The 26,167-nt window shown below is 72.3% G+C and carries 25 protein-coding genes and 3 tRNA genes; 14 read left to right on the top strand and 14 right to left on the bottom strand.

Translation table 11 applies throughout. The features are described from left to right. Window positions 1-56: 56 nt before the first annotated feature. The gene (locus JOD49_RS08670) at window positions 57-269 is read right to left on the bottom strand and encodes a DUF3073 domain-containing protein (RefSeq protein WP_191792005.1); all 213 of its coding nucleotides are present in this window, start codon (window positions 267-269) and stop codon (window positions 57-59) included. A 446-nt stretch (window positions 270-715) separates the two neighbouring features. On the opposite strand from JOD49_RS08670, the gene JOD49_RS08665 reads away from it, so the two are divergent. Beyond that, the gene (locus tag JOD49_RS08665) at window positions 716-928 is read left to right on the top strand and encodes a BldC family transcriptional regulator (RefSeq protein ID WP_030151000.1); all 213 of its coding nucleotides are present in this window, start codon (window positions 716-718) and stop codon (window positions 926-928) included. Window positions 929-1,190: 262 nt separating this feature from the next. Here the strand turns inward: JOD49_RS08665 and JOD49_RS08660 are convergent, their stop codons facing one another. From JOD49_RS08660 to JOD49_RS08640, 5 genes are all read right to left on the bottom strand, one after another. Continuing rightward, window positions 1,191-1,493 (bottom strand): DUF3618 domain-containing protein, encoded by a 303-nt coding sequence (locus JOD49_RS08660; protein WP_205306808.1) that lies wholly within the window; start codon window positions 1,491-1,493, stop codon window positions 1,191-1,193. Further along, window positions 1,490-1,912 (bottom strand): phage holin family protein, encoded by a 423-nt coding sequence (locus tag JOD49_RS08655; RefSeq protein WP_205306807.1) that lies wholly within the window; start codon window positions 1,910-1,912, stop codon window positions 1,490-1,492. The genes JOD49_RS08660 and JOD49_RS08655 overlap by 4 nt, the downstream gene beginning before the upstream one ends. A 382-nt stretch (window positions 1,913-2,294) precedes the next feature. Further along, window positions 2,295-2,367: transfer RNA gene (locus JOD49_RS08650), tRNA-Phe, on the bottom strand. 45 nt (window positions 2,368-2,412) lie between these two features. Next, window positions 2,413-2,486, bottom strand: a tRNA-Asp gene (locus tag JOD49_RS08645). An 88-nt stretch (window positions 2,487-2,574) separates the two neighbouring features. Beyond that, window positions 2,575-2,647 (bottom strand) — tRNA-Glu (locus JOD49_RS08640). Window positions 2,648-2,805: 158 nt separating this feature from the next. Between JOD49_RS08640 and JOD49_RS08635 the strand changes: the two genes are divergently transcribed. From JOD49_RS08635 to JOD49_RS08595, 9 genes are all read left to right on the top strand, one after another. Then, window positions 2,806-3,150, top strand: a complete 345-nt coding sequence (locus tag JOD49_RS08635; protein WP_191792004.1) for a metallopeptidase family protein — start codon at window positions 2,806-2,808, stop codon at window positions 3,148-3,150. Between the two features lie 32 nt (window positions 3,151-3,182). Beyond that, window positions 3,183-3,596, top strand: coding sequence for an ArsR/SmtB family transcription factor (locus JOD49_RS08630; RefSeq protein WP_239525174.1), 414 nt, complete (start codon window positions 3,183-3,185; stop codon window positions 3,594-3,596). Continuing rightward, window positions 3,593-4,513, top strand: coding sequence for a cation diffusion facilitator family transporter (locus tag JOD49_RS08625; protein WP_205306805.1), 921 nt, complete (start codon window positions 3,593-3,595; stop codon window positions 4,511-4,513). The genes JOD49_RS08630 and JOD49_RS08625 overlap by 4 nt, the downstream gene beginning before the upstream one ends. 66 nt (window positions 4,514-4,579) lie before the next feature. Continuing rightward, the gene (gene galE, locus JOD49_RS08620; RefSeq protein ID WP_205306804.1) at window positions 4,580-5,563 is read left to right on the top strand and encodes a UDP-glucose 4-epimerase GalE; all 984 of its coding nucleotides are present in this window, start codon (window positions 4,580-4,582) and stop codon (window positions 5,561-5,563) included. A 177-nt stretch (window positions 5,564-5,740) separates the two neighbouring features. Then, on the top strand, window positions 5,741-6,670 hold the full coding sequence (locus JOD49_RS08615; protein WP_205306802.1) for a phytoene/squalene synthase family protein: 930 nt from the start codon (window positions 5,741-5,743) through the stop codon (window positions 6,668-6,670). 17 nt (window positions 6,671-6,687) lie between these two features. Further along, a complete protein-coding gene (crtI, locus tag JOD49_RS08610) occupies window positions 6,688-8,421 on the top strand; it encodes a phytoene desaturase family protein (RefSeq protein ID WP_205308889.1) in 1,734 nt (577 codons plus the stop codon). Continuing rightward, window positions 8,418-8,822, top strand: coding sequence for a lycopene cyclase domain-containing protein (locus JOD49_RS08605; RefSeq protein WP_307822457.1), 405 nt, complete (start codon window positions 8,418-8,420; stop codon window positions 8,820-8,822). Before crtI ends, JOD49_RS08605 begins: the two co-directional genes overlap by 4 nt. Beyond that, window positions 8,819-9,133, top strand: coding sequence for a lycopene cyclase domain-containing protein (locus JOD49_RS20510; protein WP_205306800.1), 315 nt, complete (start codon window positions 8,819-8,821; stop codon window positions 9,131-9,133). Before JOD49_RS08605 ends, JOD49_RS20510 begins: the two co-directional genes overlap by 4 nt. Then, the gene (locus JOD49_RS08595; RefSeq protein ID WP_307822456.1) at window positions 9,130-10,050 is read left to right on the top strand and encodes a prenyltransferase; all 921 of its coding nucleotides are present in this window, start codon (window positions 9,130-9,132) and stop codon (window positions 10,048-10,050) included. The genes JOD49_RS20510 and JOD49_RS08595 overlap by 4 nt, the downstream gene beginning before the upstream one ends. Window positions 10,051-10,152: 102 nt before the next feature. Here the strand turns inward: JOD49_RS08595 and JOD49_RS20060 are convergent, their stop codons facing one another. The 3 genes from JOD49_RS20060 to JOD49_RS08580 form a co-directional block, all read right to left on the bottom strand. After that, the gene (locus tag JOD49_RS20060; protein ID WP_239525173.1) at window positions 10,153-11,481 is read right to left on the bottom strand and encodes a M15 family metallopeptidase; all 1,329 of its coding nucleotides are present in this window, start codon (window positions 11,479-11,481) and stop codon (window positions 10,153-10,155) included. Between the two features lie 421 nt (window positions 11,482-11,902). After that, window positions 11,903-13,093, bottom strand: coding sequence for a threonine/serine exporter family protein (locus JOD49_RS08585; protein ID WP_275589044.1), 1,191 nt, complete (start codon window positions 13,091-13,093; stop codon window positions 11,903-11,905). Window positions 13,094-13,371: 278 nt separating this feature from the next. Continuing rightward, window positions 13,372-13,851, bottom strand: a complete 480-nt coding sequence (locus JOD49_RS08580) for a hypothetical protein (RefSeq protein ID WP_205306798.1) — start codon at window positions 13,849-13,851, stop codon at window positions 13,372-13,374. Between the two features lie 155 nt (window positions 13,852-14,006). Between JOD49_RS08580 and JOD49_RS08575 the strand changes: the two genes are divergently transcribed. The 4 genes from JOD49_RS08575 (at window position 14,007) to JOD49_RS08560 (ending at window position 18,183) form a co-directional block, all read left to right on the top strand. Beyond that, window positions 14,007-14,366 (top strand): iron chaperone, encoded by a 360-nt coding sequence (locus tag JOD49_RS08575; protein ID WP_205306797.1) that lies wholly within the window; start codon window positions 14,007-14,009, stop codon window positions 14,364-14,366. 140 nt (window positions 14,367-14,506) lie between these two features. Then, the gene (locus tag JOD49_RS08570) at window positions 14,507-15,103 is read left to right on the top strand and encodes an antibiotic biosynthesis monooxygenase (protein ID WP_205306796.1); all 597 of its coding nucleotides are present in this window, start codon (window positions 14,507-14,509) and stop codon (window positions 15,101-15,103) included. 104 nt (window positions 15,104-15,207) lie between these two features. Next, complete coding sequence (locus JOD49_RS08565; RefSeq protein ID WP_205306795.1) at window positions 15,208-16,887, top strand: mechanosensitive ion channel domain-containing protein; 1,680 nt, start codon at window positions 15,208-15,210, stop codon at window positions 16,885-16,887. 150 nt (window positions 16,888-17,037) lie between these two features. Beyond that, the gene (locus JOD49_RS08560) at window positions 17,038-18,183 is read left to right on the top strand and encodes a VanZ family protein (protein ID WP_205306794.1); all 1,146 of its coding nucleotides are present in this window, start codon (window positions 17,038-17,040) and stop codon (window positions 18,181-18,183) included. 67 nt (window positions 18,184-18,250) lie between these two features. Here JOD49_RS08560 and JOD49_RS08555 read toward each other — a convergent pair whose 3' ends face one another. The 5 genes from JOD49_RS08555 to JOD49_RS08535 form a co-directional block, all read right to left on the bottom strand. Next, the gene (locus JOD49_RS08555; RefSeq protein WP_205306793.1) at window positions 18,251-21,397 is read right to left on the bottom strand and encodes a right-handed parallel beta-helix repeat-containing protein; all 3,147 of its coding nucleotides are present in this window, start codon (window positions 21,395-21,397) and stop codon (window positions 18,251-18,253) included. A 256-nt stretch (window positions 21,398-21,653) separates the two neighbouring features. After that, complete coding sequence (locus JOD49_RS08550) at window positions 21,654-22,391, bottom strand: glycerophosphodiester phosphodiesterase (RefSeq protein ID WP_205306792.1); 738 nt, start codon at window positions 22,389-22,391, stop codon at window positions 21,654-21,656. Next, window positions 22,388-23,752 carry an ABC transporter substrate-binding protein gene (locus tag JOD49_RS08545; RefSeq protein WP_307822455.1) on the bottom strand — a complete coding sequence of 455 codons (1,365 nt, stop codon included), beginning with the start codon at window positions 23,750-23,752 and terminating at the stop codon, window positions 22,388-22,390. The genes JOD49_RS08550 and JOD49_RS08545 overlap by 4 nt, the downstream gene beginning before the upstream one ends. A gap of 66 nt (window positions 23,753-23,818) precedes the next feature. Beyond that, window positions 23,819-24,814 (bottom strand): carbohydrate ABC transporter permease, encoded by a 996-nt coding sequence (locus JOD49_RS08540; protein ID WP_205306791.1) that lies wholly within the window; start codon window positions 24,812-24,814, stop codon window positions 23,819-23,821. After that, the gene (locus JOD49_RS08535; RefSeq protein ID WP_205306790.1) at window positions 24,811-25,788 is read right to left on the bottom strand and encodes a carbohydrate ABC transporter permease; all 978 of its coding nucleotides are present in this window, start codon (window positions 25,786-25,788) and stop codon (window positions 24,811-24,813) included. Before JOD49_RS08535 ends, JOD49_RS08540 begins: the two co-directional genes overlap by 4 nt. Between the last annotated feature and the right edge of the window lie 379 nt (window positions 25,789-26,167).

The following is a 26,167-nucleotide window of genomic DNA, read 5'->3' as shown; positions in this document are numbered from 1 at the left end:
TGTCGACTCACGGACCGCCTGGGGCCCGAAGGTCGCAGGAAGGAGGTGAGGTCGAGTCAGCGATCGTCGGACCAGCCGGCGAACGGCTGGTCGTACTCTCCGCTGTTGTCCTCGGAAGACCTCGCTCCGTAGCGAGGATCTGTCGCGAGATCCGTGTGGCTGTGACCAGTGAGCTCTTGTTCGAGAGCTTGGTAGTTCGTCTCGGGGCTGTAGTACTTCAGCGCACGAGCGACCTTGGTCTGCTTAGCCTTCTGACGGCCGCGGCCCATGGCTCCGACCCCCTCAACGTAGAAGCGGGGCGGCAACGTACTCGACGTGCGGCCCCGGGAGTGTGTTTCGTCTGTTCAGAGTCCAACGGTACATGGTCCGGATGCATTCCAGCCACTCAGGTCCCCCGAACGGGTGCCTTGTCACACTGTCTCCACACAACGACGGGTCGAGCGAGGGTCGATGGGGCCCGCCCGGCGGGGCGCGAGGGGTGGGCGACCGGGTCGCAGGAGTGGTCCGAAGGGTGTCGCGGGCGAGGGGGGAGCGTCGCGCGACACGCCCGGATCTCGGTCCGAAACACCTGTACCACCCATACCCCGTCTAATTCACCCTGTCCGCCAAGTCGCCCAAAATCCTCATGCTGCGACAATAGAAGGGCTAGCGCAGTGCTGTCGTCGCGTTCCGACGTCACCGTCGGACCAGCCAGTCGCTAGGAGGAGGTGCAGTGATGTCCGTCCATGGAGAGTCCGAAGTTCTGCTCACACCGGCCGAGGTCGCGAGCCTGTTCCGCGTCGATCCCAAGACCGTCACTCGCTGGGCCAAGGCCGGCAAGCTGTCGTCGATCCGGACCCTCGGGGGGCATCGTCGCTATCGCGAGTCCGAGGTTCGCGCACTCCTGGGTGCGGCGAGCGAGAACGCCGAGGGCGTCGACAAGGGCTGACCGACGGCGCGGTGGTCGTCCCTGCGCCCAGCCTTCGCCGTCGGGCCGTTGAGGAGCCCCGGGACCTGTTTCCCGGCGCTCCCCGTCGTGTACCGACCTTGATCTTCTTCACGACCAGCCGAAAGCCCGGCGCCTGTGGCGCCGGGCTCGGTCGTTCCTGGTGACATCTGACGGCATCTGCCGGCACCTGACGGCACCCGATGGCAGAGCGGCCCGATTGCGACCGGGCCGGTTGCTCGGCCCGGTCGCCGGGGCGGGTTTGTCAGGAGCGGCGCCGGAGGATCGCCGCGGCGACGAGCGCGACCGTCGCCACGGCACCGCCGATGAGGATCTTGACGTTCCGTGCTCGTGCGGGATCGTGCTCGGGGAGCCCGCCACCCGTGAAGAAGCTGCCGGTGTCCGCTGCGGCCTGCTTGGTCTGGTGCGCGACGTTCGCCGCCTGGGTGCGAGGATCGAGGCGCGTGGTCAGCTCGTCGATCGTGCTCGCGAGCTCGGACCGGGTCCGGGCGATCTCGGCTTCCAGCTCGGCCTGGGTGGGCTCGGCCTTCGTCGGTTCGGTGCTCACGGGCGCAGTCCTTCCTTCACGGTGGCGACGTCTTCCTTGATGCCGGCGATGGCCACGTCCGGGGTCGGGGGCATCCCCTTCTTGAGCTGCTTGCTGCCGACGAACGCGAGGGTGCCTGCGAGGAGGAACAGCACGACTCCGACGATGAGGGCCGCGAGCCACAGCGGCACGGCGTGGGCGAGCCCGACCATCGCGGAGTGCAGGAGGAAGCCCAGCCCGTAGAGCGAGAGCACACCGGCGACGACGAACATGCCGATCCCGATGCCCGAGCGCGCGGCCTTGGTCGTCAGCTCCTTCTTGGCGAGCGCGATCTCGGTCCGGACCAGGCGCGTGGCCTGCTCGGACATCTGCTCGACGAGCTTGCCGATCGACGGCTTCGGGTTCGGGGGAGGGGGCTGTCCGTCGTCCCAGTCGCTCATGGTGGTCACCTTCCTGGCGCTCCGGTCGGGGCGCTCGTGCGCGCGGGGTTGCCCGCGCCCTGAAGAGTCGTTTCTTCATGTCCCACTCAACCGGTCAACCGGCCCGAGGGCAATTCCGCGCGCCGGGCGTGCGAGAGGTCGTCCGATGTGCTCCCTGGGTGCGGGGCCCGCGCCCGCCCGAGAAGGGTTCGGGTGTCACGGCCCGTGCCGCCCGTCTCGGGTGCGGTGACCGTCTCGTCGGGCAGGCCGCGCGCAGGGGTACGACGGCGCCGCTCTCGCCCGAGATCGGGGGCCGGGCGGGGGGCCGAGTCGGGGCCGAGCGCCGGCTCCGGGGAACGACGAAGCCCCACCTCGTGGGAAACGAGGTGGGGCTTCGTGGGGGTGGCTCCGACCGGCGTCGATCCGGTGACCTTTCGATTTTCAGTCGAACGCTCTACCAACTGAGCTACAGAGCCTTGACACGAAAGCCCGGTCGTGATGACCGGGCAGTCGCTGTCGAGCGACCCTGACGGGACTTGAACCCGCGACCTCCGCCGTGACAGGGCGGCGCGCTAACCAACTGCGCTACAGGGCCTTGCGTGAGTTTCTCCCGGCCTGCGCCGTTCGAACCTCGAGAATCGTATCTTACTGCCGGGCGAATCCGTTAATCGGATCCTTCCGAGTACCCCCAACGGGATTCGAACCCGTGCTACCGCCGTGAAAGGGCGGCGTCCTAGGCCGCTAAACGATGGGGGCCTAGTTTCCTGGAGACCCGTACCGCCTGCGGGGCACGAGTCGCCGAGAGACCTCCGTCAGCATACGGGGAACCGGGTGCGTGGTGCAAAACGCCGTGCGACCAGGGTTCGGCGGGCGGTGGTGCGGGGTGCGCGGGGGAGGATGGTCCCGTGGTGGAGATGACGCGCGAGGACTTCGAGGACGCGGTGCGCGATGCGCTGGACGAGATCCCGGAGGAGCTGGCGGAGCAGATGGACAACGTGGTCGTCCTGGTCGAGGACGACGCGCCCGTCGACGACCCCGAGCTGCTGGGGTTGTACGAGGGGGTCCCGCTGACCGAGCGCGACCTCATGTGGGCGGCGGGGGCGCTCCCGGACCGGATCACGATCTTCCGCAACCCCACGCTCGCGATCTGCGAGACGCGGGAGGAGGTCGTGGAGGAGGTCGTGGTCACGGTCGTCCACGAGATCGCGCACCACTTCGGGATCGACGACGACAGGCTGCACGAGCTGGGGTGGGCCTAGCATTCATCGCCGATGAGCGATAACATCGTTATATGACGATGAAAAGGGAGACGAGCGCCCGTACGCACCTGCGGGCGCGCCGACCTGCCACCGACGGTCTCGGCGAGCAGCCGGCGGCCGAGCATCCGCAGCAACCGTGCACGCCGCCCGTCGTCGGGCACGACCACACCGCGGTCGCGCGCCTGCTGCACGCCCTCGCCGAGCCGCACCGCCTCTCCGTGGTGCACCTCCTCGCCGTCGCCGAGCACCGCGTGGTCGACCTGACCCGCGAGCTCGGGCTCGCACAGTCCACGGTGTCCGCGCACCTGGCGACGCTCCGCGAGGCGGGGCTCGTCGAGACGCGGCGCGAGGGGCGCTCGTCCTGGTACCGCCTCGCACGGCCCGAGGTCGCGCACATCCTGGCCGACGCCGAGAGGATCGTCGACGTCACGAGGGGCGCCCGATGAGCGGCCACTCGCACTCCCACGGCGCGACGACCGCGACGGGCGCGCACCGCCGTCGGCTCGTGATCGTCCTGTGCATCACGCTCGGCGTGATGGCGCTCGAGGTCGTGGGTGCGCTGGTCTCCGGGTCGCTCGCGCTCCTCGCCGACGCCGGGCACATGCTCACCGACGCGAGCGGGATCGGGATCGCGCTCTTCGCGAGCTGGCTCGCGACGCGTCCCGCCTCCGCGACCCGGACCTTCGGCTGGCAGCGCGCCGAGATCCTCGCCGCGCTGACCAACGCCCTGATCCTCGGCACGGTAGCGGTGCTCGCGATCGTCGAGGGCGTCTCGCGGTTCCGGGCTCCGGACCCCGAGATCCAGGCGGGGCTGATGATCGGGGTCGCGATCGTCGGGCTGGTCGCGAACGCGATCGGCCTGCGACTGCTGTCCGCGGGTCAGGCGGAGAGCCTCAACGTCCGGGGTGCCTACCTCGAGGTGCTCGGCGACCTGCTCGGGTCTGTCGCGGTGATCGTCGCGGGCATCCTGGTGGCGGTCGGGTTCCCGGGGGCCGACGGGCTGGCGTCCGTCGCGATCGGGCTCCTGATCCTGCCGCGGGCGTTCATGCTGCTGCGCGAGGTCGCGGCCGTGCTCCTCGAGTCGACTCCCGCCGGTGTGGACCTCGAGAAGGTCCGCACCCACATGGAGGGCACTCCCGGTGTGGTGGGCGTGCACGACCTGCACGCCTGGACCATCACCTCGGGCGTGCCCGTCATGTCGGCCCACGTCGTCGTCGAGGAGGATCTTCTCGAGCGGGGCGGGGGGACCGAGGTGCTGCGGCGACTCAAGGAGTGCCTGGGCGGACACTTCGACGTCGACCACTGCACGTTCCAGATCGAGCCGCCGTCGATGCAGGCGACCGAGGCGTCGGTCCACCACTGACCGTCGGGCGTCTCGCAGGAGAGGGGTCCGTCGAGGAGGGCTGCCTGGGCGATCTACGCTCCTCCCATGACGATTCTGGTGACAGGCGGAGCGGGGTTCATCGGTGCGCACGTGGTGCGCCTGCTGCAGGAGAGAGGAGAGCGGGTCGTCGTCGTGGACGACCTGAGCACCGGCCAGGAGGAGCGTGTCGGGGGTGCGCCGCTCGTGCGTCTCGACGTGTCGAGCGCCGAGGCGGTCGACGTGCTGACCCGGACCATCGTCGAGCACGAGGTCAGCGCCGTGGTCCACTTCGCGGCTCGCAAGCAGATCGGCGAGTCGGTCGAGAAGCCCGTCTGGTACTACCAGCAGAACGTCGGCGGGTTCACGAACCTCGTCGCCGCGATGGAGGCCACCGGGGTCCACCGTCTGGTCTTCTCGTCGTCGGCGGCGACGTACGGCATGCCCTCGGTCTCCCTCGTCGAGGAGAAGCTGCACGCCGACCCCATCAACCCGTACGGCGAGACCAAGCTCGTCGGCGAGTGGCTCGGGCGGGCGGCCGCCCGGTCGTGGGGGCTGCGGTTCGTGGCCCTGCGCTACTTCAACGTCGCCGGCGCCGGGTGGCCCGACCTCGGTGACCAGACGCTCCTCAACCTCGTCCCGATGGTCCTCGACCGTCTGGAGCGGGGTGAGCGCCCCCGGGTCTTCGGTGACGACTACCCGACGCCCGACGGCACCTGCATCCGGGACTACCTGCACGTCATGGACCTCGCCGAGGCGCACCTCGTGGCTCTCGCCTACCTGGACGAGGACGAGCGGGGCTACGACGTGTTCAACGTGGGAACCGGGGTGGGGGCCTCGGTCCGCGAGGTCATCGACGAGATCGGCCGGGTGTCCGGCCTCGACGTGACCCCGGACGTCTTCCCGCGCCGTCCCGGTGACCCGCCGCAGCTCGTCGCCTCGCCCGAGCGCATCAACACGGTCCTGGGCTGGAGCGGTTCGCAGGGTCTCGAGGAGATCATCTCCTCGGCCTGGGAGGCGTGGCAGACAGGTCCTCGTCGCATCGAGGTCTAGGACCACGAGCAGCCGAAAGGGTCTCCTCGCCTCGCGCGAGGGGGCCCTTTCGCGTGTCCGGCGCTGACATCCCGTCAGATCCTCAGTATGCTGAGCAAATTACTCAGCACGCTGAGGATGAAGGGGTGTGCCATGTCCGGAGCGCCCGGGATGCCAACGGGCCGAGCGTCCGAGACCATGACAGGGGAGGCCCTCGTGTCGCAGATGCTGTACGACCGCACCGCCGCTCGCGCCAGCCGGGCGGTCCTGACGGGGTACTCGACGTCCTTCGGGCTCGGGTCCCGCCTGCTGGGCAGCTCCGCGCGCCGCGACATCGACGCGGTCTACGGACTCGTCCGAGTGGCCGACGAGGTCGTCGACACCCGCCGGGGAGCAGGCGCCGACGAGCTGCTGACGGGCCTCGAGCAGGAGACCGCCCGCGCGCTGGCCAGCGGGTACTCGACCAACCTCGTCGTCCACTCCTTCGCGCGCACGGCGCGCCGCACGGGGATCGGCCACGCGGAGATCGACCCGTTCTTCGCGTCGATGCGCATGGACCTCACGGTCCAGGTGCACGACAAGGCCAGCTACGAGCAGTACGTCCACGGTTCGGCCGAGGTCGTGGGGCTGATGTGCCTCGCGGTGTTCCTCAACGCGGGGCGCCGGCCCGGGGAGCCCCTCGTCCGCGCCGACGCGGCCGTGGTGCGCGGCGCGCAGGGCCTGGGCGCCGCGTTCCAGAAGATCAACTTCCTGCGCGACCTGCGCACGGACCACGAGGAGCTGGGCCGCAGCTACTTCCCCGGCATCACTCCCGTCGATCTCACCCAGGACGACGTCGACGCGATCCTCGCCGAGATCAGCAGCGACCTCGCCGCCGCGCGGGCCGCGCTCCCGTCGCTCCCGCGTCGAGCCCGGATGGCGGTCGCCGCGACCCTCGCGCTCTACGACTCCCTGCTCGGACGGCTCGCGGCCACCGCGCCCGAGGACCTGCTCCGCGCCCGGGTGCGCGTCCCCGACCCCGTCAAGCTCGTCGTCGCCGCGCGCGCCGTGGCACGCGAGTCGCTCCGCCGAGACGTGCCCGGGGCCCGTCGTTCCGACCGCTTCGCCGATCCCCGAGGAGTTCTGTGACCGTCGCACCGACCGAGATGCCGCACGTCGTGGTCGTGGGCGGGGGGATCGGCGGCCTGGCCACGGCCGCGCTCCTGGCTCGAGGTGGTGCGCGCGTCACGCTGCTCGAACGCCACGAGCGGGTCGGGGGGCGTGCGGGAACGCTCGACCTCGACGGGTTCCGGTTCGACACCGGCCCGTCCTGGTACTTCATGCCCGAGGTCTTCGAGCACTGGTTCGCGCTCCTGGGCGAGCGCGTCCAGGACCACCTCGACCTGGTCCCGCTCGACCCGTCGTACCGGGTCTTCTTCGAGCGAGCATCGTCGTCCGAGCGGCCCGACGGCGCCACGGACGTCCCGCAGGCACGTACCGTCCTCGACGTCACCCGCGACCCGGAGGCCAACTGGGCGCGCTTCGACGCGCTCTCGCCGGGTGACGGCGAGCGCATGCGGGCCTACGCCGAGGAGTCGAGCGAGGCCTACCGCCTCGCCCTGGACCACTTCCTCTACACGACGTTCGAGCGCCCCGACCGGGCGATCGACGGCGCGGTCCTGCGGCGGCTCCCGCGGCTCGCGGCCCTGCTGGGACGCTCCCTCGCGGACCGGGTCGAGCGCCGCGTACGGGACCCGCGCCTGCGTCAGGTCCTGGGCTACCACGCGGTCTTCCTCGGTTCGTCGCCCTACCGGGTGCCCGCGCTGTACTCGCTCATGAGTCACCTCGACCTGGTCGAGGGGGTACGTTTCCCGCGCGGCGGGATGTACACGATCATCGAGGCCATGGAGAAGCTGGCCCGCTCGGAGGGCGTGACGATCCGGACGGGGAGCGACGTCGTCGGGATCGAGGTCGCGCCGCACGCTCCCACGCCCGACGGCGGAGCCTCGCCCCGCGCACGGACCGGTAGGTCCCGGCGACGCCCCCGTGGCGTCGCGACCGGGGTGCGGCTGAGCACGGGCGAGGTCGTGCCCGCTGATGTCGTGGTGTCCGGCGCGGACCTCCACCACACGCAGACCGCGCTCCTGCCCCCCGCCTACGCCGACCTGCCCGCAACCGCGTGGGACGACCGCGGACCCGGGATCTCGGCGCTGCTGATCCTCGCCGGCGTCCGCGGGGAGCTGCCCGAGCTCGCTCACCACTCGCTCTTCTTCACCGAGGACTGGCGGGGCAACTTCGCCGACGTCCTGGGCGACGCGGCCGACAGCCCCGTGGACTCGTTGCGGGTCCCGACCCCGGCCTCGCTCTACGTCTCGCGGACCTCGGCGACCGACGACGCGACGATCGACCACCCCGCTGCGCCTCCCGGCCACGAGAACCTCTTCGTCCTGGTGCCGTTCCCCGCGGACCCGGCGCTCGGCGGCTCGGCCGCGTCGCAGGCCGGGCTCGAGGAGCTCGCCGACGGCTACCTCGACCAGATCGGCGCCTGGGCCGGCATCGAGGACCTGCGCGGACGCGTCGTGACCCGGCGGGTCCTGGGTCCCGCGCACTTCGCGACCGAGTTCTCGTCCTGGCGCGGGACGGCCCTCGGGATGGAGCACACGCTCGCGCAGAGCGCGATGTTCCGCCCGCCGGGCGCCTCGCGCAAGGTCAGCAACCTCTACTACACGGGAGCGGGCACGGCCCCCGGCGTCGGGCTGCCCATGTGCCTCATCAGCGCCGAGCTCGTCGCCAAGCGGCTCCTCGGCGAGACCTCGTCCAAGCCCCTCCCGACACCCCTGCGTCCCGGCTTCCTCGCGGCGAGCCGCCGTCCCGAGCGGCTCCGAGGCGGTGCCGCGTGATCGGCTTCGCGTACCTCGGGGCGCTCCTGGTCTCGCTCGCCGGGCTCGCGGTGCTCGACCGCCGGTTCAGGCTGGCGTTCTGGGCCGACCCGGCCAGGACCGCGATCACGCTCGTGGTGGGCGTGGTGTTCTTCCTCGCGTGGGACGTCGCCGGGCTCGCCCTCGGCATCTTCGCGCGGGGCGACTCGCCCCACATGACCGGGCTCCAGCTCGCCCCCGAGCTGCCCGTCGAGGAAGCCGTGTTCCTCACGCTGCTCTGCTACAACACGCTGCTGGTCTGGCGGTTCCTCGACCTGCGGGTGCGGGAGCGCGCAGCCCGGCGGGCGGACGGTGGTGCCACGAGAGCGGACGAGGCACCCGCGCGCGCCACCGACGGCCCGACGGCGGGGGGCAGCGCGTGACCAACATCGTCCTCAACCTCGTCGTGCTCGCGCTCGTCGCGGCTGTCACCGCGTGGACGCTCCGGCGTCACCGGGCGGGGCCGCTGTGGTGGACGGCCGCGGTCATGGTGGTCCTGACGCTCGTGTTCGACACGATCATGATCGCCGTCGGGCTCTACGCCTACGCGCCGGACAAGATCCTCGGGATCTACCTCGCCGGGGCTCCGCTCGAGGACTTCGCCTACCCGCTCGCCGCGGTGATGCTGCTGCCCGCGGTCTGGACCTGGGTCGGCGACGGCCGACGACGCCGGCACGCGGGAGGGCAGTCGTGACGACGGTGGACGCCGGACCGGGGGCTGCGCCGGGGCCGCTCGTCGTGCTCCGGGAGATCGTCGCCGCCTCGCGCCCGTTCTCCTGGATCAACACCGCGTACCCCTTCGCGGCGGGGTACCTCGTCGCCACGGGAGGACGCCTCGACGCCGCGCTCGTCGTCGGGACGCTCTACTTCCTGATCCCGTACAACCTGCTCATGTACGGGATCAACGACGTGTTCGACTACGCGTCGGACCTGCGCAACCCGCGCAAGGGCGGGATCGAGGGTGCGCTCGCCGACCCGGCGACCGCACGAGCGACCCATCGACGCATCCTGTGGGCGTGCGTCGTGGTGAACGTCCCGTTCCTCGCGTGGCTGGCGGTCCAGGGCGACCTGGCCGCGAACCTCACGCTCGCCGCCGTGGTCTTCCTCGTCGTGGCCTACTCGGCGCCCGTGCTGCGCTTCAAGGAACGCCCGTTCGTCGACTCGTTCACCTCGGCCATGCACTTCGTGGGTCCGCTGCTCTACGCGCTCGTGCTCGTCGGGGCGGACCTGGGCGCGCGCACCGTGTGGCCCGTGCTCGCAGCGTTCGTGCTGTGGGGGGCTGCGTCGCACGCGTTCGGCGCCGTGCAGGACGTGCAGGCCGACCGAGCGGGTGGGATCGGTTCGGTCGCGACCGTGATCGGGGCGCACCGGACCGTCGTCGTCGCAGCGACCGCCTACCTCGTGGCCGCGGTGCTGCTCGCGCTGCTCCCGTGGCCGGGGTGGCTCGCCGCGCTGCTGCCGCTGCCCTACCTGGTCAACGTCGTCTCGTTCTGGTCGGTCGACGACGAGGACTGCGAGCGCGCGAACACCGGCTGGCGGCGCTTCCTCTGGCTCAACCTGGTGACGGGGTTCCTCGTGACGATGCTCCTCATCGGCGCTACCTGGGGCTGATCGACCCGGACCGTGCCCGGGCGACCTCGGTCGGTAGCACGTCGACGGCCGCCGTCCCTCGCGGGACGGCGGCCGTCGACGTGTGCAGGGCGGGCCACAGGCTCAGTACGTCGTGCCGTACTCCCAGTGCCACGCCTCGGGCTTGGAGCCGCCCTGGCGTGCCCACTCCGGGTTGTCCCAGCCGTACGCGGGGGCGTTCGCGCGCATCCAGGCGTACTGGGCGCTGCCGAAGCTGCTGATGCCACCGCCCAGGTCGAGCGCCTGTGCCATGCCGTGGTTCGACGTGCCCGGAGCCGCCGCGAGGAAGCCCTTCGACGCCTTGACCGCGACCTGCGAGCCGTAGGAGCGGTAGGACGACGTCACCGAGATGTCGGTGCCGAACGCCGCGCGGTAGGCCACGTTGAGCTGTTCGAGCTGGTAGGCCGCGTCGCAGCGCACGAGCTGGCCGGGGGCGAAGCTCGGCGAGCACAGGACGCTCTCGGGGATGGTGCCGTTCGAGTACCCCGCGGTGCTGTTCGCCCACACCGCGAGCTGGGCCGCCATGGCCGCGCGCTCGGCGGCCTGCTGGGCGGCGACCTCCTCGGCCGTCGGCGGTCCGGGCTCGACCGAGACCGTCACGGCCGTGGTGTCGAGCAGCGCCCGCAGCGCCTCGGTCGTGGCACCGATCTCGGCGATCGTCGGGGCGACCTGGGCCTGGCCGGCCGGTGCCGCCGCCGGGGTCTCCGCCGTGGCGGCGGGTGCGGGGGCCTCGGCCGCGGGGACCTCGGCAGCAGGGTCTGCCGGCGCGTCGACCGCGGTGGCCGCTGCGTCGGCGGGTGCGTCCTCGGGCGTCGCCGGGTCCGCGCTGAGGGACTCGCGGCCCTCGGTGCCTGCTCGGCTGGCGCGGAACGTGTCGCGGCCGTCGAGAGCGGCGTCCTCCCCGGAGGCGTCGAGGGTCGGAGCGGAGTGCAGCGATACGCCGGTGTCGAGCGTCGTGCGGGTCGCTGCGTCGGCGGACACGGTCGTCTGCCCCGAGCCGGCCTCGTCGGCACCCTCGTCCGCAGCATCGGCGGGGGTCGCGGCGCTCAGGAGCTGGCGGAGCTGGTCGCGGGTCGCGGTGATCTGCGCGAGCTGCTCGGGCGTCAGGGAGGACGTGCCCTCGCTCGCCAGGTACTCGGCGCGCACGAGCTCGGCGCTCGCCGCCTCGAGGGCGGCCTGCTCCTCGGGGGTCGAGGCGCTCGCGCCGGCGACGCTGGTCACCGTCGCGGCCGTCGTCCCGGCCTCTGCCGAGGCGACCTGAGCGGTCGTGGGGGTGGTGACGAGGCTGGCGGCGCCGGCCGTGGTGGTCACGGCGACCGCGGCGAGGGCCGCCGCGATCGCGAAGGGGGAGCGGCGGCGCAGGGAACGCCCGGGGAGGGTCGCGGCGAAGCGACGCTGGGAGTGCTTCCCCATCAGCGGCCCCCTCTCGCGCCGGTGGCGGTGAGGTCGGCAGCGCCGAGGAGGGTGGCACGTGTGCGGTCGTCGGTGCCCGGGAGCGGGCGGCGCCGTGCAGGCGCGGCAGAGCTGAGCGGTGCAGTTGTCACGGTGTTCCGATGTTCCGTTCGTCGGGCCGAGGCCGGGACCGCGTGCGCACTGCGGCTGTCGAGCGGGTGCTCGACGCCGTACCGTGCCGTCGCGGTGACGGGGATCGTGCTGGGGCCTCAGCGGCCTGAGTCGCGGCGCGTCCGGATGACGTGGGTGCCGCGTGCGCCGACAGACGGGATGCGAGGACGGTCCTCGGTGCCTGCCAACTCGTTCCATCTTCAACTACGTTTGTGAGCGGTCTGGCCTTGCGGAGCAAGGATCCGCTGGCGATGGTGTGCCGGGTCCGGGCCTATTCGGTGAAGAAGGTACGACCGACGCGTCTCGCGTCGCGAGTCAGCGCCGTACCCACCAGCATGCCCAACGCGATCGCGAAGACGGCGACGACGGCGTTCGCGATGTCGGACACCGAGCCCGTGTCCCCTGCCACGAGCTCCGACAGCCCCAGGAAGCTCAGGGCGCCCGGCACCAGGAGCCAGAAGGCCGGGAGCGTCGTGATGATGGCCGGGGGACCGGTGCGGGTCCGTTCGACGAGCGTCGCGAGCGGCACGATCACGAGCGCGCCGAAGAAACCGGAGATCTCCGGGGCGATGTAGGACCCCACGAGCTGGGCCGCGTACGCCGCGAACAGGACCACGAGCACCCAGGGCAGGCTCCGGCGCGGGGTCGAGGAGAAGAACATCTGCCCGACGCCCACGAGCACGACCCCGATCCACGGGGCCCACCACCCCATCCGCTCGCCGCCGTGCCCGGCGACCAGGTCACCAGCGACCGCCGCACCTGCCACGACGCCGAACACGAGCAGCAGGAGCTGGGCGATCCCGTAGAGGAGCCGGCTCGCGCCCGAGACGATCTGGTTGCTCGTGAGCTCGATCGCCGCGACGGTCAGGACCGACCCGGGCAGGAAGCTGATGAGCGGCGGGACCAGGACCTGCAGCGGGCTGTCACCGAGCCAGGGGTGCACGACCTGGATCGCCAGGACCGTCACGAGGAAGGCCGCGACGACGGGCAGGGCTGTGCTGAGCGTGGGCCAGCGTGCGGCGAGCCACCGCAGCACCCCGACGCCGAGCCCGAGCACCAGGAAGACGGGCAGCAGATCCAGGGTCGGGTTGAGGATCAGCCCGAAGCCCAGCGTCAGGATCGCGTGCCCGACGATCGTGAGCACGGCACCGAACCGGGCCGGCTGGCGCCGGATCGTGCGCAGTTCGGCGCGGGCGTCGGCGAGCTCGATCGTCTGGGTCCGGAGCTTGCGGATCACCGCGTAGAGCGCGCCGATCTGATCCAGGTTGAGCCCGCTGCCCGCGGCGTCGGTGAAGTCCGTGACGACGCCGGAGGCCGTCTGGACGCGGATGAAGACGCACGTCGGCAGCACCAGGGTCTGCACGGTGTGGGCGCCGTGCAGGTCGGCGACCTGCTTGAGCACGTCCTGCGCGTCGTTGACCGACTGTCCCGAGTCGAGCATCGCCCGGCCGAGCGTGCGCAGCAGCGGGACGAGGTCCGGGGAGATCTCCGGGACGTCCGGCTCGTCGTCGGGAGCGGCCTCGTTGCCGAGTGCCTGCAGGACGCGACGGAACGCCGACGGGGCGCTGCGGAGCCCCGCGAGCAGCGGGAACCGGTGCCGGGACGGGTGGTCGCTCGTCGCCGCCGGGGGGCCCTCGGGGTCCGGGGGACGGGACGAGGTGTCGCTCGGGCCCGTCGCGGGTACGCCGTCGGGTGGCGGCGTCTCGTCGACGGGCGCGTCGGAGGGGCGGCCCTCGGCGGTCAGGTCGCCACCCCGCGTCCGTTCCCGGAGCCCGGCGAGGGCGGGGGGCCCTCCGAGGGGCCCGACGACGCCGCGACCAGGTGCAGGAGAGCCTCGCCGTAGGCGTCGGCCGGGTCGTGGGCGCGGAACGCGACCTTGCGCCCCGCGAGCTCGATCTCGACGAGGTAGGCGGGGGCGTCGTCGTCCTCGACGAAACGCTGGAGCCAGCGGAAGGTCCCACCGAGCAGGGCGCGGAGCTGGGGTTCGAGCGGGTGCCAGAGCGCGTCCTCGAGAGCGACCGAGTCGAGCGCCCACTCGGTCGTGCCGTTGAAGCCGAGGATCACGCCGGTGTCGAACTCGTGGGGCTCGATCGTCATGTCGCTGACCGTGAAGAGGTCGCCCGTGGGGCCGGTCGCCAGGAGCCGGAAGCGGTCGCCGGACTCGGGGTGCCAGCGCACTCCCGCCTCGCGCAGGGCGAGGGCCAGGTCCCAGGAGATCATCTCGTCAGTATGGGCGGGCGAGCGTGACCGTGCCCCTCGAGGGGCACGGCAGGTGCCCGCGAGGGACGCTCCCGCAGGCCCTTCACCCGATCGCGCGAGACAGTAGGAGGTGGGAACCCCCGCAGCCCGCGGGGACCGACCACGGGGAGGCCGGCATGACCGGGACGTTCGCGACCGTCGACGAGTACATCGGCTCCTTCCCGCCCGAGACCCAGGCGGTCCTGCAGGAGATGCGCCGGACGATCCACCGGGTCGTGCCCGACGCCGGCGAGAAGATCAGCTACCAGATCCCGGCCGTGACGGTCCGGGGCAGGGTGGTCGTGTACTTCGCGGGGTGGAAGCACCACGTGAGCCTGTACCCGGTGCTCGACGGCGACGAGGACTTCGAAAGGCTCGTCGCCCCGTACCGCGCCTCGAAGGGGACTCTCAAGTTCATGCTGTCCGAGCCCGTCCCGTACGGCGTGATCGAGACGGTCTCACGCCACCTGCTCGACCAGCACGGCGCCTCGACGTAGCGCGGTCGCGCGCACGGGGCGGAACCCGGGCACCCCGGGAGGGGTCCGGGACGCGCGGGAGCGCCCACCTGTCGGGACGTGCCGTCCCACGACGGCCGGGTCGTCACACCCCGGAAACGTCGGCGTCGTGTACTCGCCCCATGACCCTTCCTCCCACGGGCACGGCCGGGCGATCCCCGGACCGACCCGTCACCGTCTCCGTCCACCGCCGTATCCACCCCGACCTGGTCCCGGACGCGACGCGATGGGTCCAGGCAGGGGTCAACATGGCCAACACCTACCCGGGCTTCCTCGGGTCGGGCTGGGTGCGCGCCGCGAAGGACTCGCACGACTGGCACATGCTCTACCGCTTCGCCGACGAGGCGACGCTCGACGCGTGGGACTCCTCGCCCGAGCGCGTCGCGTGGCTCCAGGAGGGGCAGGGGCTCGTGGAGGAGCAGCGGGTCGAGCGCCGCACGGGCATCGAGGGGTGGTTCGACGTCCCGGCGCGGGTCGACGAGCCGCAGGTCAGCGGCGAGCGGCCGCCGGCCCGGTGGAAGCAGTCGGTGAGCATCTGGCTGGGGTTCTTCCCCGTGAATCTCGCGTTCACGCTCCTCATGTCCTGGGCGGTCCCGAGCTTCGGCGACCTGCCCGTGCTCCCGAGGGTGCTCGTGACGACGCTCGTGCTGACCCCGATCATGACGTACGCCGTCCTGCCGTGGGTGACTCGCCGTCTGGCACCGTGGCTGGCGCGCTGAGACGGTCCGGCCGCGCGGGCGACGGCGCGCCGAAGCCGTCCCCGACGGCGCCCTGCCCAGCGCCTGTCCAGGCGACTTCCAGCGTCCGGCCATAGCGTGGACGGATGGACGAGGAGATCGAGAACGCGACGGACGTCGCTCTGACCCTGGCCGCCGTCGCGGGAGCGTTGGTGGCCGCGTTCGTGGTGGGCACGATCATCTCGGCGGTCGTGAACCGCCTCGGACGGCGCAGCGAGCTCGCACGGGACATCTCCCGGCGCCTGCGCCGCCCGGACCGTGCGGTGCTCATGATCGTCGCGGTGTGGATCGCGGTGCGGGTCACGACGGACCCGTCGGTGAGCTGGCGCCCTGCAGTCGAGCACGCGCTCCTGATCGCACTCATCGCGGCGGGCGCGTGGTGGGTGGGGGCGCTCGCGTTCGTGCTCGAGGACAGCGCGCTCAAGCGCTTCCGGGTCGACGTGGTCGACAACCGGCACGCGCGGCGCATCCGTACGCAGATCATCGTGGTGCGTCGTCTGACGGTCGCGATCATCGTCATCTGCGCGATCGCGGCCGTGCTTCTGACGTTCCCTGCGGCGCGCGCCGCGGGCGCGAGCATCCTCGCGTCGGCCGGTGTCATCTCGATCGTCGCGGGCCTCGCGGCCCAGACGTCGCTCGCGAACGTGTTCGCGGGCATGCAGATCGCGTTCACGGACGGGATCCGGGTCGACGACGTCGTGGTCCTCGAGGGCGAGTGGGGGCGGATCGAGGAGATCACCATGACGTACGTCGTGGTGCACCTGTGGGACGACCGGCGCCTCATCATGCCGTGCACCTACTTCACGACGACGCCCTTCCAGAACTGGACCAGGCGCGCCGCCGACCTGCTCGGCACGGTCGAGCTCGACCTGGACTTCCGGGTGCCGTTCGGTGCCATGCGCGCCGAGCTCAAGCGGCTCCTCGCGCACACCGACCTGTGGGACCAGCGCGTGGGCATCCTCCAGGTGACCGACGCGATCAACGGCGTGGTCAGGGTGCGGGCGCTCGTGAGCGCGCGCGACGCCCCGACCCTGTTCGACCTGCGCTGCTTCGTGCGCGAGGGGCTCGTCGAGTGGCTCCAGCGGTCGAGCGCCGACTCGCTGCCCCGCACACGCTTCGAGGGCGTCGAGGAAGGGCGCATCAGCGAGGAACCCGACGTCGCGCCCGGGGTCGCGGCCCAGCCCGCGACTCCCGAACCAGCGCCCGAGGCGCAGCTCCCGCCCGCGATCCCCGTCGGACCCGGCATCCCCGGGCAGCCGCCGTTGTCGACGCGCCAGGCGACGCGGCGCGTCTCGGTGCGCGACCAGTCCCGCGTGATCGGGCGGATCAGCGCCCCCGAGGACGTCGTCGAGACGCGGGTCATGACCCCGGCCGAGGCGGCGCTCGCGGCGGCGGACGGGCCGGTCCGGACCGGTGGGCGGGGCGACGCGTACGGCGCGGACGAGACGGACCGTACGGAGGAGGTCGGTCCCGAGGACCTGCCCGGCGGCGCGTCCGAGTCGGCCTTCTTCAGTGGCACGGCCGAGGGGCGGGAGCGCTCCAAGGCGTTCGCCGGCCCGGGCCAGGAGGTCATCGACGAGCGCGAGGAGACGGCCGAGCGGAACCGGGTCGAGGACGAGCGCGACGCGGCGGCCTCGCAGGACGACGCCGACGAGCGGGACCGGGACCACGCGGGCGCGCGCACCGCCGAGCGGGACCGCCCCGGCGACCGCGACCTGGGGCGCGGCGAGTCGCAGGGCGACGCCGGTCACGACGGGGACGCCTGACGCCTGACGCATCCGCCCGTCGGCGGTGACGCGCCGACCCGCCGACGGCGACCGACCCACCACCCCGCACGGGCCCTCGGCCGCCCCGCCGTGACGCACACGACCCGGCTCCACCGCGCCGCGCCGGGCGGCCCTGGTTAGGGTCTCGTCGTGAGCAGGTGGACCTGGCCCGCGTACGTGGGCGTGATCGGCGGGGTCGTCGTCTTCGTGATGTTCCTGCTGCCGATCGTGGTCTGGCAGTACCGCCGGTACGGGCGGCTGAGCTGGCCCCGCCTGCTCGGGTCGGCGGCGGTCGCGGTCTACGGCGTCGCGCTCGTGGCGTACACGCTCCTGCCGCTGCCGTCGGGCGACCTCGCGCTGTGGTGCGCGCAGCACGGGTTCTCGGGGCCGCAGCTCGACCCGTTCCAGTTCGTCGAGGACATCCGTCGGGACACCGCGGGGATGAGCGCGGCGGCGCGCCTGCGCAGCCCGGCCGTGCTCCAGACGGTGTTCAACGTGGTGCTGTTCGTCCCGTGGGGAGTGCTCGTGCGGCGCTTCTTCGGGTGGCGCCTGCCGCTCACGGTGCTGTCCGCGTTCGCGGCGTCGCTGCTCATCGAGACGACGCAGGGCACGGGCATCTTCGGTCTCATCCCGTGCTCGTACCGCCTGGCCGATGTCGACGACCTCCTGACGAACACCCTGGGCGGGTTGGTCGGTGCGCTCATCGCGCCGGTGGTCCTGCGGTGGATGCCGCGCTCGACCGACCTCGCGACCGAGCGGGGCGTGCCGCGCCGGGTCACGGTGTGGCGGCGGTGGCTGGGGATGCTGCTCGACGCGTTCCTGGTGTCGGTCACCGGGACGGCGCTGGTCCTGTTCTACCGGGTGGCGCTCGTCGCGCTGGGGCAGGACGTCCCGGTCGAGGCGGGTGCGGTCGACGTCGTGCTCGGTGCCGTCGTGCCCGTGGTCCTGGTCCTTCTCGTGCCGCCGTTCCTGGGGAGCGGGGCGTCGTGGGGTCAGCGGGCGATGTGGCTCGAGCCGCGCTGGACGGCGGACGCGGCCGAGGGCGCGGTCGGTGCGGACGGCCTGGGCCGGGGGACGACGGCCCGGCGTGTGGTGCGCGGCTCCACGTCGGGCGGCCTGTGGGGCGTGTGCCTGATCCTGGCGGAGGTCCCGGGTGGTGGCCTCCTGCCCGACGTCGCAGCGCCCCTCGGTTCTCTCGTCGCCGTCGTGGCGGTCGTCTCGGTCCTGTGCACGCGTGACCGGCGCGGGCTGTCGGGGGTCGTGTCGGGGGCCCGGATGGTCGACGCGCGGGGCTGAGCGCGACGGACCCGAACGCCGAGAAGTGAGTACACGCCCCTGAATCACGAGATGCAGGGGCGTGTACTCACTTCTCGGCGAGGCGCTGCGGCCGGCGCGACAGGGTCGTGACAGCGATTCCGGTGCCAAGCAGGAGGAGCGCGGCGAGAGCAGCGAGGGCCGCGTCCGCCCCGGTGGTGGGGAGCGTGCTCGCGCCGCCTCGTCCGGGCACCGTGTCGCCCACGGTCGACCACACGCCCTGGGCGTCGTTGTCGGTCGGGGAGGTATCGGTGTCCGTGTCGATCGTGGGCACGACGAGGGGGCTGAACCGTTCCACGACCGGGTCCACGAAGCCGTCCTCGTCGAGGTCGGTGTCCGGGGCGGGGGTCACGTAGGCGACGTCGCGCATGCTGCCCGCACCGGGGGCAGGGGCGATCACGCGTGCGGTCACGGTCAGCGGCGGCCCGTCGGCATCGACAGGAAGGTCGCCCGTGGCGGTCGCCGTGGTCCCGTCGACCGTGTAGCCGTCGCCCGACATCGAGACGAGCGTGGCGCCGTCGGGCAGGAGCTGGGTGACCGTCCACCCGGCCGGGGCGACGCGCGGGCCGGCGTTGTGCGGGGTCAGCGTCCAGGTGACCAGGTCGCCCGCGCGCCGGACGGCGTCGGGGTCCACGGCGAGGGCCTGCGTGAGGGACAGGTCGATGCAGCTCATCGGGTAGAGCACGGGAGCCTCGGTGAGCTCGTGCACCTCGGCGCCGCCGCCGTCGTAGTACGAGACGCCGTCGAGGAAGCCCGTGGCCCGGCACGCCGACCCCCAGTCGTTGGGGGTGCCGTGGTCCCGGGCGTCCACGGCGACCGGGCCGTCGACCGGCAGCGCGCGGGCGAGGGCAGGTGCGGAGTCCTCGCCGACGACCGCGTTCGCGTACGTGCGGATCGCCGCGCTGGCCGCCGGGAACGAGTTGCCCGTGACGAGCACGTCGTCGCGCAGCGTCCGCCGGGCGGCCTCGGGCGACCCGGGGTCCGCCGTGCCGACCTGGATCCAGGTGCCCCCACCGGTGAACGCGTTGCCCGTGACCCGCACGTCGGACGACGAGTACGAGTCCGGGAGCGCGCCGTCGGCCCACGACGGGGCGACGCTGATCGCGGCGAGCCCGTCGCCGCCCGTCTGGGAGATCGTGTTGTCGGCGACGAGGAGGTCGTGAGCCGGGCCGGCGGACACGACGTCGGGCTGGCCGCTCACGGTGTTGCGCACGACCTGCACACCGGTCGTGCCCTGGAGCACGCGGATCCCGCCGTCGTTGTCGGTCATGGTGCTGTCGTGCACGGCGATGTCGTGGCTGATCCCGTTCGCGGGGGTCGTGACGACGAAGAGCCCCACCCCGGAGTTGCCCGTGAACGTCGTCGCGCTGACGTCGAGGTTCGCGACGCTGCGCCCGTACACCCCGTACTCGACGAGGTTCGCGACGGTCGCGTTCGTCACGGTCGACCCGTCGGTCGCGGAGTAGAAGAACCCGTACGACCCGGCGTCGATCGAGGAGCGGTCGACGTCGACGTCCTGCGACCCGTAGGCGCGCAGGATCGCGGCTCCCGTGACCGAGGTCGGCCCCTCGTGCCCCGTCACGGTGATGTCCTGGGCCGTGACCCCGATCGACTGGTGGATGACGAGCGCGGCGCCCGTGAGGTTCGCGGTGACGCGGGTGATCGTCGCGTTGCGCGCGCCCAGCAGGTACACGCCGCTCGACGCGTCGGGCGCTCCGACCACGTCGATGTCCGAGATCGAGATGTCCACGCGGTCCGAGGTGGCTTCGTCGAAGTTGGACTGCGCCCCGATCGCGTAGAGGAACCCCGTGGCGGACACGTCCGAGACCGTGACGCGTCCGGCGTTGACGAGGTTGATGCCGGTGCCGGTGGGCCCCCAGGTGCCGGCGTCGAGCACCGCGCCCGTGACCACGGCGTTCTGGGTCGAGCCGAGGGTGATGCCGCCCAGGGCGGTGATGGTGGGGTCGGTGATCGTCGGGCCCGCGCCCGTGTTCGCCGCGCTCGTGGTGATGCCGTACGTCGCGCTCGTGATCGTCGGGCGCTCGATCACGACCCCGGTGGCGAGCAGCGTGAGGATGCCCGTCGAGGGAGTAGAGGGGGTCGGGGGATTCGGGGAGGAGAGGTCTGGCAGCCTGATCCGGGCGTCCGAGACTCTCGCACCGGTCGTCGCGCCGAGCGAGATGCCCTCCCGGGTGCTCTCTTCGACGACCGCGCCCGTGATCGTGGGGCCGGTGCGAGTGTTCGCCGGAGCCGTACCGATCCCGCGGGCGAAGCCGGTCACGGTGACCGCGTCGACCAGTGCGCCGGAGGAGTTCGACAGGTCGATGCCGGTGCCCACGCTGCTCGGCGTGCTGGTCACGCTGACGCCCGACACGCTCGGCGTGGTCGTCGTGCCCAGCGAGATGCCCGACGTCGAGGCGCTGATCGTGCCACCGGAGACCACGACGCCGCCGGCGGTCGAGGCCGCGGTCGCGGTGATGCCCGTGGCGACGCCGACGATCCGGGCTCCCGTGATCCTCGCGGCCCCCGTCGTGAGGTTGACCCCGAACGACGAGACCGCGTTCGCGCCGTCCATGTCCAGGCCGTCGATCACGACGCCCGTCACGTTCGCGCCGAGCTGGACCCCCGTGGGGCGGGCCACCGGGGTGGGGTTACGGATCGTGAGGTTGGACAGCACGACGTCCGACGCGGTGACCGAGACGATCGCGCCCGTGTTGGCCGCACCGATCGTGACGTCGTCGTCGAGCGTCAGGCCGCCTCCGCTGACCGTGAAGCGGGTGTAGAGCGTCGAGGCGCTGCTGCTGTCGAGCGTCACGGCCCGCGGGACGGTGATCGTGCCGGTGAACGCGTAGTCGTTCGGGTCGAACGAGACCGTGGCACCGGCCGGGGCGGCGTTGATCGCCGCCTGGAGCGTGAGCAGGGCGGGGGTGCCCGGGCGCTGGTCCGGCGTGCCGACCCAGGCCACCGGCAGGGTGTTGGCGTTCGGCACGACGCCGGGGGCCGTCGGGGGCACCTCGACGACGGTCTCGTCCGGGACGGCTGCCGGCCCCTCGAGGCCGTCCGGCGTCGTCGGGTCGGCGGGCGGCGGCGGGTCGCCGGTGTCGACGGTGTCGGGCGGCGAGGCGGCCAGCGCGGGCGCTGTCACGGGGGCGCCGGCGACCACGCCGACGCCGAGCAGGGCGGCGACGCCGATCACCGCGGTGGCTCTTCGCCACCGGTGGGTGTCGTCTCGTCCGTCCCTCGCTGTGCGCATGCCGGCCCCCGGGTCCGTCGCGTGCGGTCGGCAGTGGCCGCTCCGTCATCGTGTGCCGAGACCAGGCGACCGGCAACCGGGCGGACGCGTGCTCACGGTCCGCCGAGAAGTGAGGAGATGCCCCCGGATCGCACGATCCAGGGGCATCTACTCACTTCTCGGCGGGGCCGCGGCGGGGCGCGCGGGGCAGCGGGCGGGATCAGCGTCCCGCGAGCCACCCCCGGAGGCGGTCGGGGCGGTCGGTGATGACCGCGTCGACGCCGGCCACGAGCGCCAAGGTCCACTGTGCGGGCTCGTCGAGGGTCCACACCTGCACCTCGAGGCCGTCGCCCTGGAGCTCGTCGACCAGTCCGGGGCGCTCGACCAGCAGGTGTCCTGCCGGGTTGCACGTCATGACGCCCAGCTCCGCGCAGGTCGCGAGCAGGTCGTCGGAGTACTCACCGACGAGGAGGCCGCGGCGCAGGTCCGGGGCCACCTTCGCCAGCGCCGCGACCGTCGAGGGCCAGAAGCTCTGCCCGATCACGCGGTCGGTGAGCCCGGCGCGCTGGACGGGCTCGGTGACCTTGCGGACGTCGTCGGGACCCCAGTCGCCCTTGACCTCCACCAGGAGGTCGATGCCCGGGTGCGTGACGAGGAAGTCCACGACCTCCGCGAACGTCGGGACGCGCTGCCCGGCGTAGGCAGGGGCGAACCACGAGCCCGCGTCCACGGCGCGGACGTCCGCGAGCGTGAGCGCGTCGACCCGGCCGGTCCCGTCCGTCGTCGCGTCCAGGGTGTCGTCGTGGATCACGACGACCTCGCCGTCCGCGGTGAGCTGGACGTCGATCTCGATGCTGTCCGCTCCCGCGCGCCACGCGGCCTCGAACGCCGCGAGCGTGTTCTGCGGCGCGACGGACGAGTTCCCCCGGTGCGCGACGACCCGGAACGCGCGCGTCACAGGTAGGGCTCCACGTTCTCCTGGTACGCCTTCTCGAGGCGCGGCGTGATCGACGCGAACGCCTCGGCGGCGGGAGTGCCCTTGAGGACGATCTGCTCGATCCCGTCGGTGAGGATCTGGTCCCCGCCGGGCACGAACACCCGGACCCAGTCCTGCGAGCGGGACTTCTCGGCGAGCTGGTCGACCGCCGTGCGGAACTGCGGCGTGGCCGCGTAGATGCTGCTCATGGTCTCTCCCTCGACCGCGGACGTGCGCACCGGCATGTACCCGGTGTTCTGGGAGAAGTATGCGGTGTTCTCCGGGTCCGTGATGAAGGCGAGGAACATGGCCGCGGCGAGCTGCTGCTCGGGCGTGCGCGAGGCCGGGATGGCCAGGCCCGTGCCGCCCGTGGGCGTCCCGGAGCCCGACGGCCCGTCGGGCAGGTAGGCCGTGCCGAGCTCGAACGACGCGGCGTCGAGCAGGCCCGTGAGGCTGCCCGTGGACCCGATGGTCGAGGCGAAGATGCCCGCGGCGAAGTCGGCCCCGGCGTCGGTCCCGACGCCCGCGACCTTCGACCCGTGGAACAGGTCGTGCAGGAAGTCGCCCGCGGCCAGGGCCTGCGGGGTGTCGAGCGTGACCGTGAACTCGTCGCTGTACTGCCCGCCCTGGCCCCACAGCATGTTCTCGAACCACCAGGCGGCCCACGAGGTGCCCGTCGCGAGGCCGAGCGGGGCGCCGTCGGCCGGGACCTGGGCGCGCAGGGCGGGGGCCCACTCGGCGAGCTCGGCCCACGTCGCGGGACCGCGGTCCGGCAGGCCCGCAGCGGCCCACATGGTCTTGTTGTAGTAGAAGAGCGGCGTCGAGCGCGCGTACGGCACGGCCCAGTGCTTCTGCCCGTACGCGTAGTCGCCGTACAGCGTCGGGTTGTAGTCGGCGACGTCGACGTCGAGGTGCGCGAACACGTCGTCGAGCGGCAGGACCTGGCCGTTGACGTAGTAGCGGAACCACCACACGTCGCTCGCGATGACGAGGTCGGGCAGGTTGTTCGACGACGACGCGGCCTGGAAGCGCTGCGCGACCTCGTCGTACCCGGCGCCCGCGGTCACGAGCTTGACCGCGATGTCGGGGTGCTTCGCGGTGAAGCGGCGGATCAGCTCCTCCTCGATGGCCTTGGAGGCGCCGGGGTGGTTGCTCCACCACGTGATCTGCGAGGCGGGCTTGATCGTCGACCAGTCGGTGCCCGCGGAGGCGGACGGGGCGGACGTGCCGCCGACGGTCGGTCCCGCGCACGCGGCGAGGGAGAGGGCGAGGGCGCCGAGGCCGCCGAGGCGCAGCACGTCGCGTCGCGACGGGGTCCACTGGGCGGGCAGGGGCTGGTTCACGTGATGCTCCTTGGGGTGGGGAACAGCGATCCGGCAGGCGCCGGGGGACAGGGGAGGACCGGCGTGTCAGCCGGTCACGGCTCCGGCGGTGAGCCCGGCGACGAGCCGGCGCTGGAGGAACAGGAAGACGATCAGGATCGGGAGGGTCACGAGCACGGTCGCGGCCATCAGGACGCCCCAGTTGTTCATGCCGTCGACGCTCTGCAGGAGCGTGAGGCCGACGGGGAGCGTCATCTTCTCGGCGTCGTCGGTCACGAGGAACGGCCACAGGTAGTCGTTCCACTCGGCGACGACGGACACGAGCGCGACGGCCGCGATGGTGGGGTAGGACAGCGGCACGACGAAGCGCCACAGCTTGCGCCAGTGGCCCGCGCCGTCGAGCTCGGCGGCCTCGAGGATCGAGATCGGCAGCGACAGGAAGTGCTGACGGAACAGGAAGGTCCCGAACGCGCTCGCCAGGCCCGGCACGAGGATGCCCTGGTAGGTGTTGAGCCACCCGAGCTGGGCGACGAGCGTGTAGTTGGGGATGATCGTGATCTGCTGCGGGATGAGCAGCGTGAACAGGACCAGGACGAAGACCGCGCGCTTGAACGGGACGTCGAGGAACACGAGCGCGTACGCGCAGCACAGGCCGAGCAGCAGCTTGAGCGTCGAGCCGACGACCGTCAGGCCCACGCTGTTGAGGAACAGCTGCCCGACGGGGATGCTCTGCGTCGTCTGGACGTAGTTCGCGAGGTCGAGGTTCTGCGGGAGCCACTGGAGCGGGATCGAGTACAGCTCGTCGGGGCGCTTGAAGCTCGCGAGCACCATCCACACGAGCGGCAGCGCCATGACGACGGTCGCGACCAGCAGGGTCGCGTACGAGCCCAGGTACAGGGGCCGACGACGGCGCGTGCGTTCCGGCGGTCGGCCGCCGGTCGGGCGGTGGCCGGCACCGACGGGGGCCGGTGGTGCGTCCACGGGTGGTCCGGCGTGCTGAGCGCTGGGCGCGCCCGAGGCTGCGGTCGAGGACTGGTGCGGCGCGGGGGCCGGGGACTCTCGCACCGGGTTCTGGACGCTCATGCGTAGTGCACCTTCTTCTCGACGAAGCGCAGCTGGACGACCGTGACGACCAGCAGCAGGAGGAACAGGATCGTCGCGACGGCCGACGCGTAGCCGGCGCGGCCGGTCACGAAGCCCTCCTCGTAGATCTGGTACATGAGCGTCGTGGTCGAGCCGAGCGGCCCGCCCTTGGTCATGGCCTGGATGATGTCGAACGACTGGAGCGAGCTCAGCAGCGTCGTGACCGTGAGGAAGAAGGTCGTGGGTGCGAGCAGCGGCAGGACGATCGAGCGGAACGTGCGGGCCGAGGACGCGCCGTCGAGGGCTGCTGCCTGCTTGAGCTCGAGCGGGACGGCCTGGAGACCGGCCAGGAAGATCAGGGCGACGTACCCGACGTTCTTCCACAGGTAGACGACGATGATCATGACGAGCGCCCAGGGCGAGGTCGTGTACCAGTCGGGGGACTCGAGCCCGATCGCGCGCAGGCCCGCCGAGAGCAGGCCGTAGCGCGGGTCGAAGATGAACAGCCACAGCATGCCGACCGCGACGCCCGACAGCACGTAGGGCGCGAACACCACGGTCCGCGCGAACCCGCGGCCCTTCAGGCGGCGGTTCAGCAGCAGGGCCAGGCCCAGGCCCAGGATCAGCGAGCCACCCACGGTCGCGACCGTGAAGACGCCCGTCGTGACCATGACGTCGGCCGTCGTCGGGTCCTGGAACCACTCGACGTAGTTGCCGAGGCCGACCGAGCGGGCCGTGGGCGAGCCCATGTTCCACTGCAGGGTCGAGTAGTAGAAGCTCTGCAGCAGCGGGCGGTAGACGAACACGAGCAGCAGGACCACGTTGGGCCCCGCGAGCAGCAGGAACGCGAGCCAGGTGCGCAGGGCCCGTGGGGTGGGGCGCGTGAAGCGGGACCGGGCCGCCGGGGCCCGTCCGGGGATCGTCCGACGGCGTGCGGGTGGCGCGGGGCGCACAGGGGATGACACGGAGGTCATGGGGTGGGGCTCCAGTCACGAGCGGGTGGACGCCGTCACCCTAGGAGGGCGAAGTGACCGGAAAGTGGCGTGAGCGGCCCGGTTCCCCGAACGTTCCCGAGGCGTTCACCGGGGCATCGACACGAGGTCATCGGGGACCCGTGGTGGCCACCTGTGAGCTGCTCGGGGCGGGGGCCACGCGGCTCGGGGCGTGCGGCGCGAGCGACGAGACCCTCGCGCAGCCGGACGGGGAACTCTCGCGGGGGAGTGTTCGCTGAGCGGGCACCGGTCCCGCTCGGCGAGCACGGATCCCGGTGGGCCGAACCTGCTCGGCAGGTGTCCTGCGTCGCCCGGCGTGGCGCCGAGATGCGGGCCATCGCCTTCCGGTCATGACGACGCA

Source organism: Oerskovia jenensis (assembly GCF_016907235.1).
In the GTDB taxonomy this organism is placed as follows: domain Bacteria; phylum Actinomycetota; class Actinomycetes; order Actinomycetales; family Cellulomonadaceae; genus Oerskovia; species Oerskovia jenensis.
This window is presented reverse-complemented; position numbering and strand designations above follow the sequence as displayed.

What these genes read in the sequence shown, in the direction of transcription:
- JOD49_RS08535 (WP_205306790.1), bottom strand. Translation starts at nt 25,788, where the DNA reads ATGACCTCCGTGTCATCCCCTGTGCGCCCCGCGCCACCCGCACGCCGT.
- JOD49_RS08635 (WP_191792004.1), top strand. Translation starts at nt 2,806, where the DNA reads ATGACGCGCGAGGACTTCGAGGACGCGGTGCGCGATGCGCTGGACGAG.
- JOD49_RS08625 (WP_205306805.1), top strand. Translation starts at nt 3,593, where the DNA reads ATGAGCGGCCACTCGCACTCCCACGGCGCGACGACCGCGACGGGCGCG.
- JOD49_RS08630 (WP_239525174.1), top strand. Translation starts at nt 3,183, where the DNA reads ATGACGATGAAAAGGGAGACGAGCGCCCGTACGCACCTGCGGGCGCGC.
- JOD49_RS08670 (WP_191792005.1), bottom strand. Translation starts at nt 269, where the DNA reads ATGGGCCGCGGCCGTCAGAAGGCTAAGCAGACCAAGGTCGCTCGTGCG.
- JOD49_RS08655 (WP_205306807.1), bottom strand. Translation starts at nt 1,912, where the DNA reads ATGAGCGACTGGGACGACGGACAGCCCCCTCCCCCGAACCCGAAGCCG.
- JOD49_RS08615 (WP_205306802.1), top strand. Translation starts at nt 5,741, where the DNA reads ATGACAGGGGAGGCCCTCGTGTCGCAGATGCTGTACGACCGCACCGCC.
- JOD49_RS08570 (WP_205306796.1), top strand. Translation starts at nt 14,507, where the DNA reads ATGACCCTTCCTCCCACGGGCACGGCCGGGCGATCCCCGGACCGACCC.
- crtI (WP_205308889.1), top strand. Translation starts at nt 6,688, where the DNA reads ATGCCGCACGTCGTGGTCGTGGGCGGGGGGATCGGCGGCCTGGCCACG.
- JOD49_RS20060 (WP_239525173.1), bottom strand. Translation starts at nt 11,481, where the DNA reads ATGGGGAAGCACTCCCAGCGTCGCTTCGCCGCGACCCTCCCCGGGCGT.
- JOD49_RS08565 (WP_205306795.1), top strand. Translation starts at nt 15,208, where the DNA reads ATGGACGAGGAGATCGAGAACGCGACGGACGTCGCTCTGACCCTGGCC.
- JOD49_RS08540 (WP_205306791.1), bottom strand. Translation starts at nt 24,814, where the DNA reads ATGAGCGTCCAGAACCCGGTGCGAGAGTCCCCGGCCCCCGCGCCGCAC.
- galE (WP_205306804.1), top strand. Translation starts at nt 4,580, where the DNA reads ATGACGATTCTGGTGACAGGCGGAGCGGGGTTCATCGGTGCGCACGTG.
- JOD49_RS08580 (WP_205306798.1), bottom strand. Translation starts at nt 13,851, where the DNA reads ATGATCTCCTGGGACCTGGCCCTCGCCCTGCGCGAGGCGGGAGTGCGC.
- JOD49_RS08665 (WP_030151000.1), top strand. Translation starts at nt 716, where the DNA reads ATGTCCGTCCATGGAGAGTCCGAAGTTCTGCTCACACCGGCCGAGGTC.
- JOD49_RS08575 (WP_205306797.1), top strand. Translation starts at nt 14,007, where the DNA reads ATGACCGGGACGTTCGCGACCGTCGACGAGTACATCGGCTCCTTCCCG.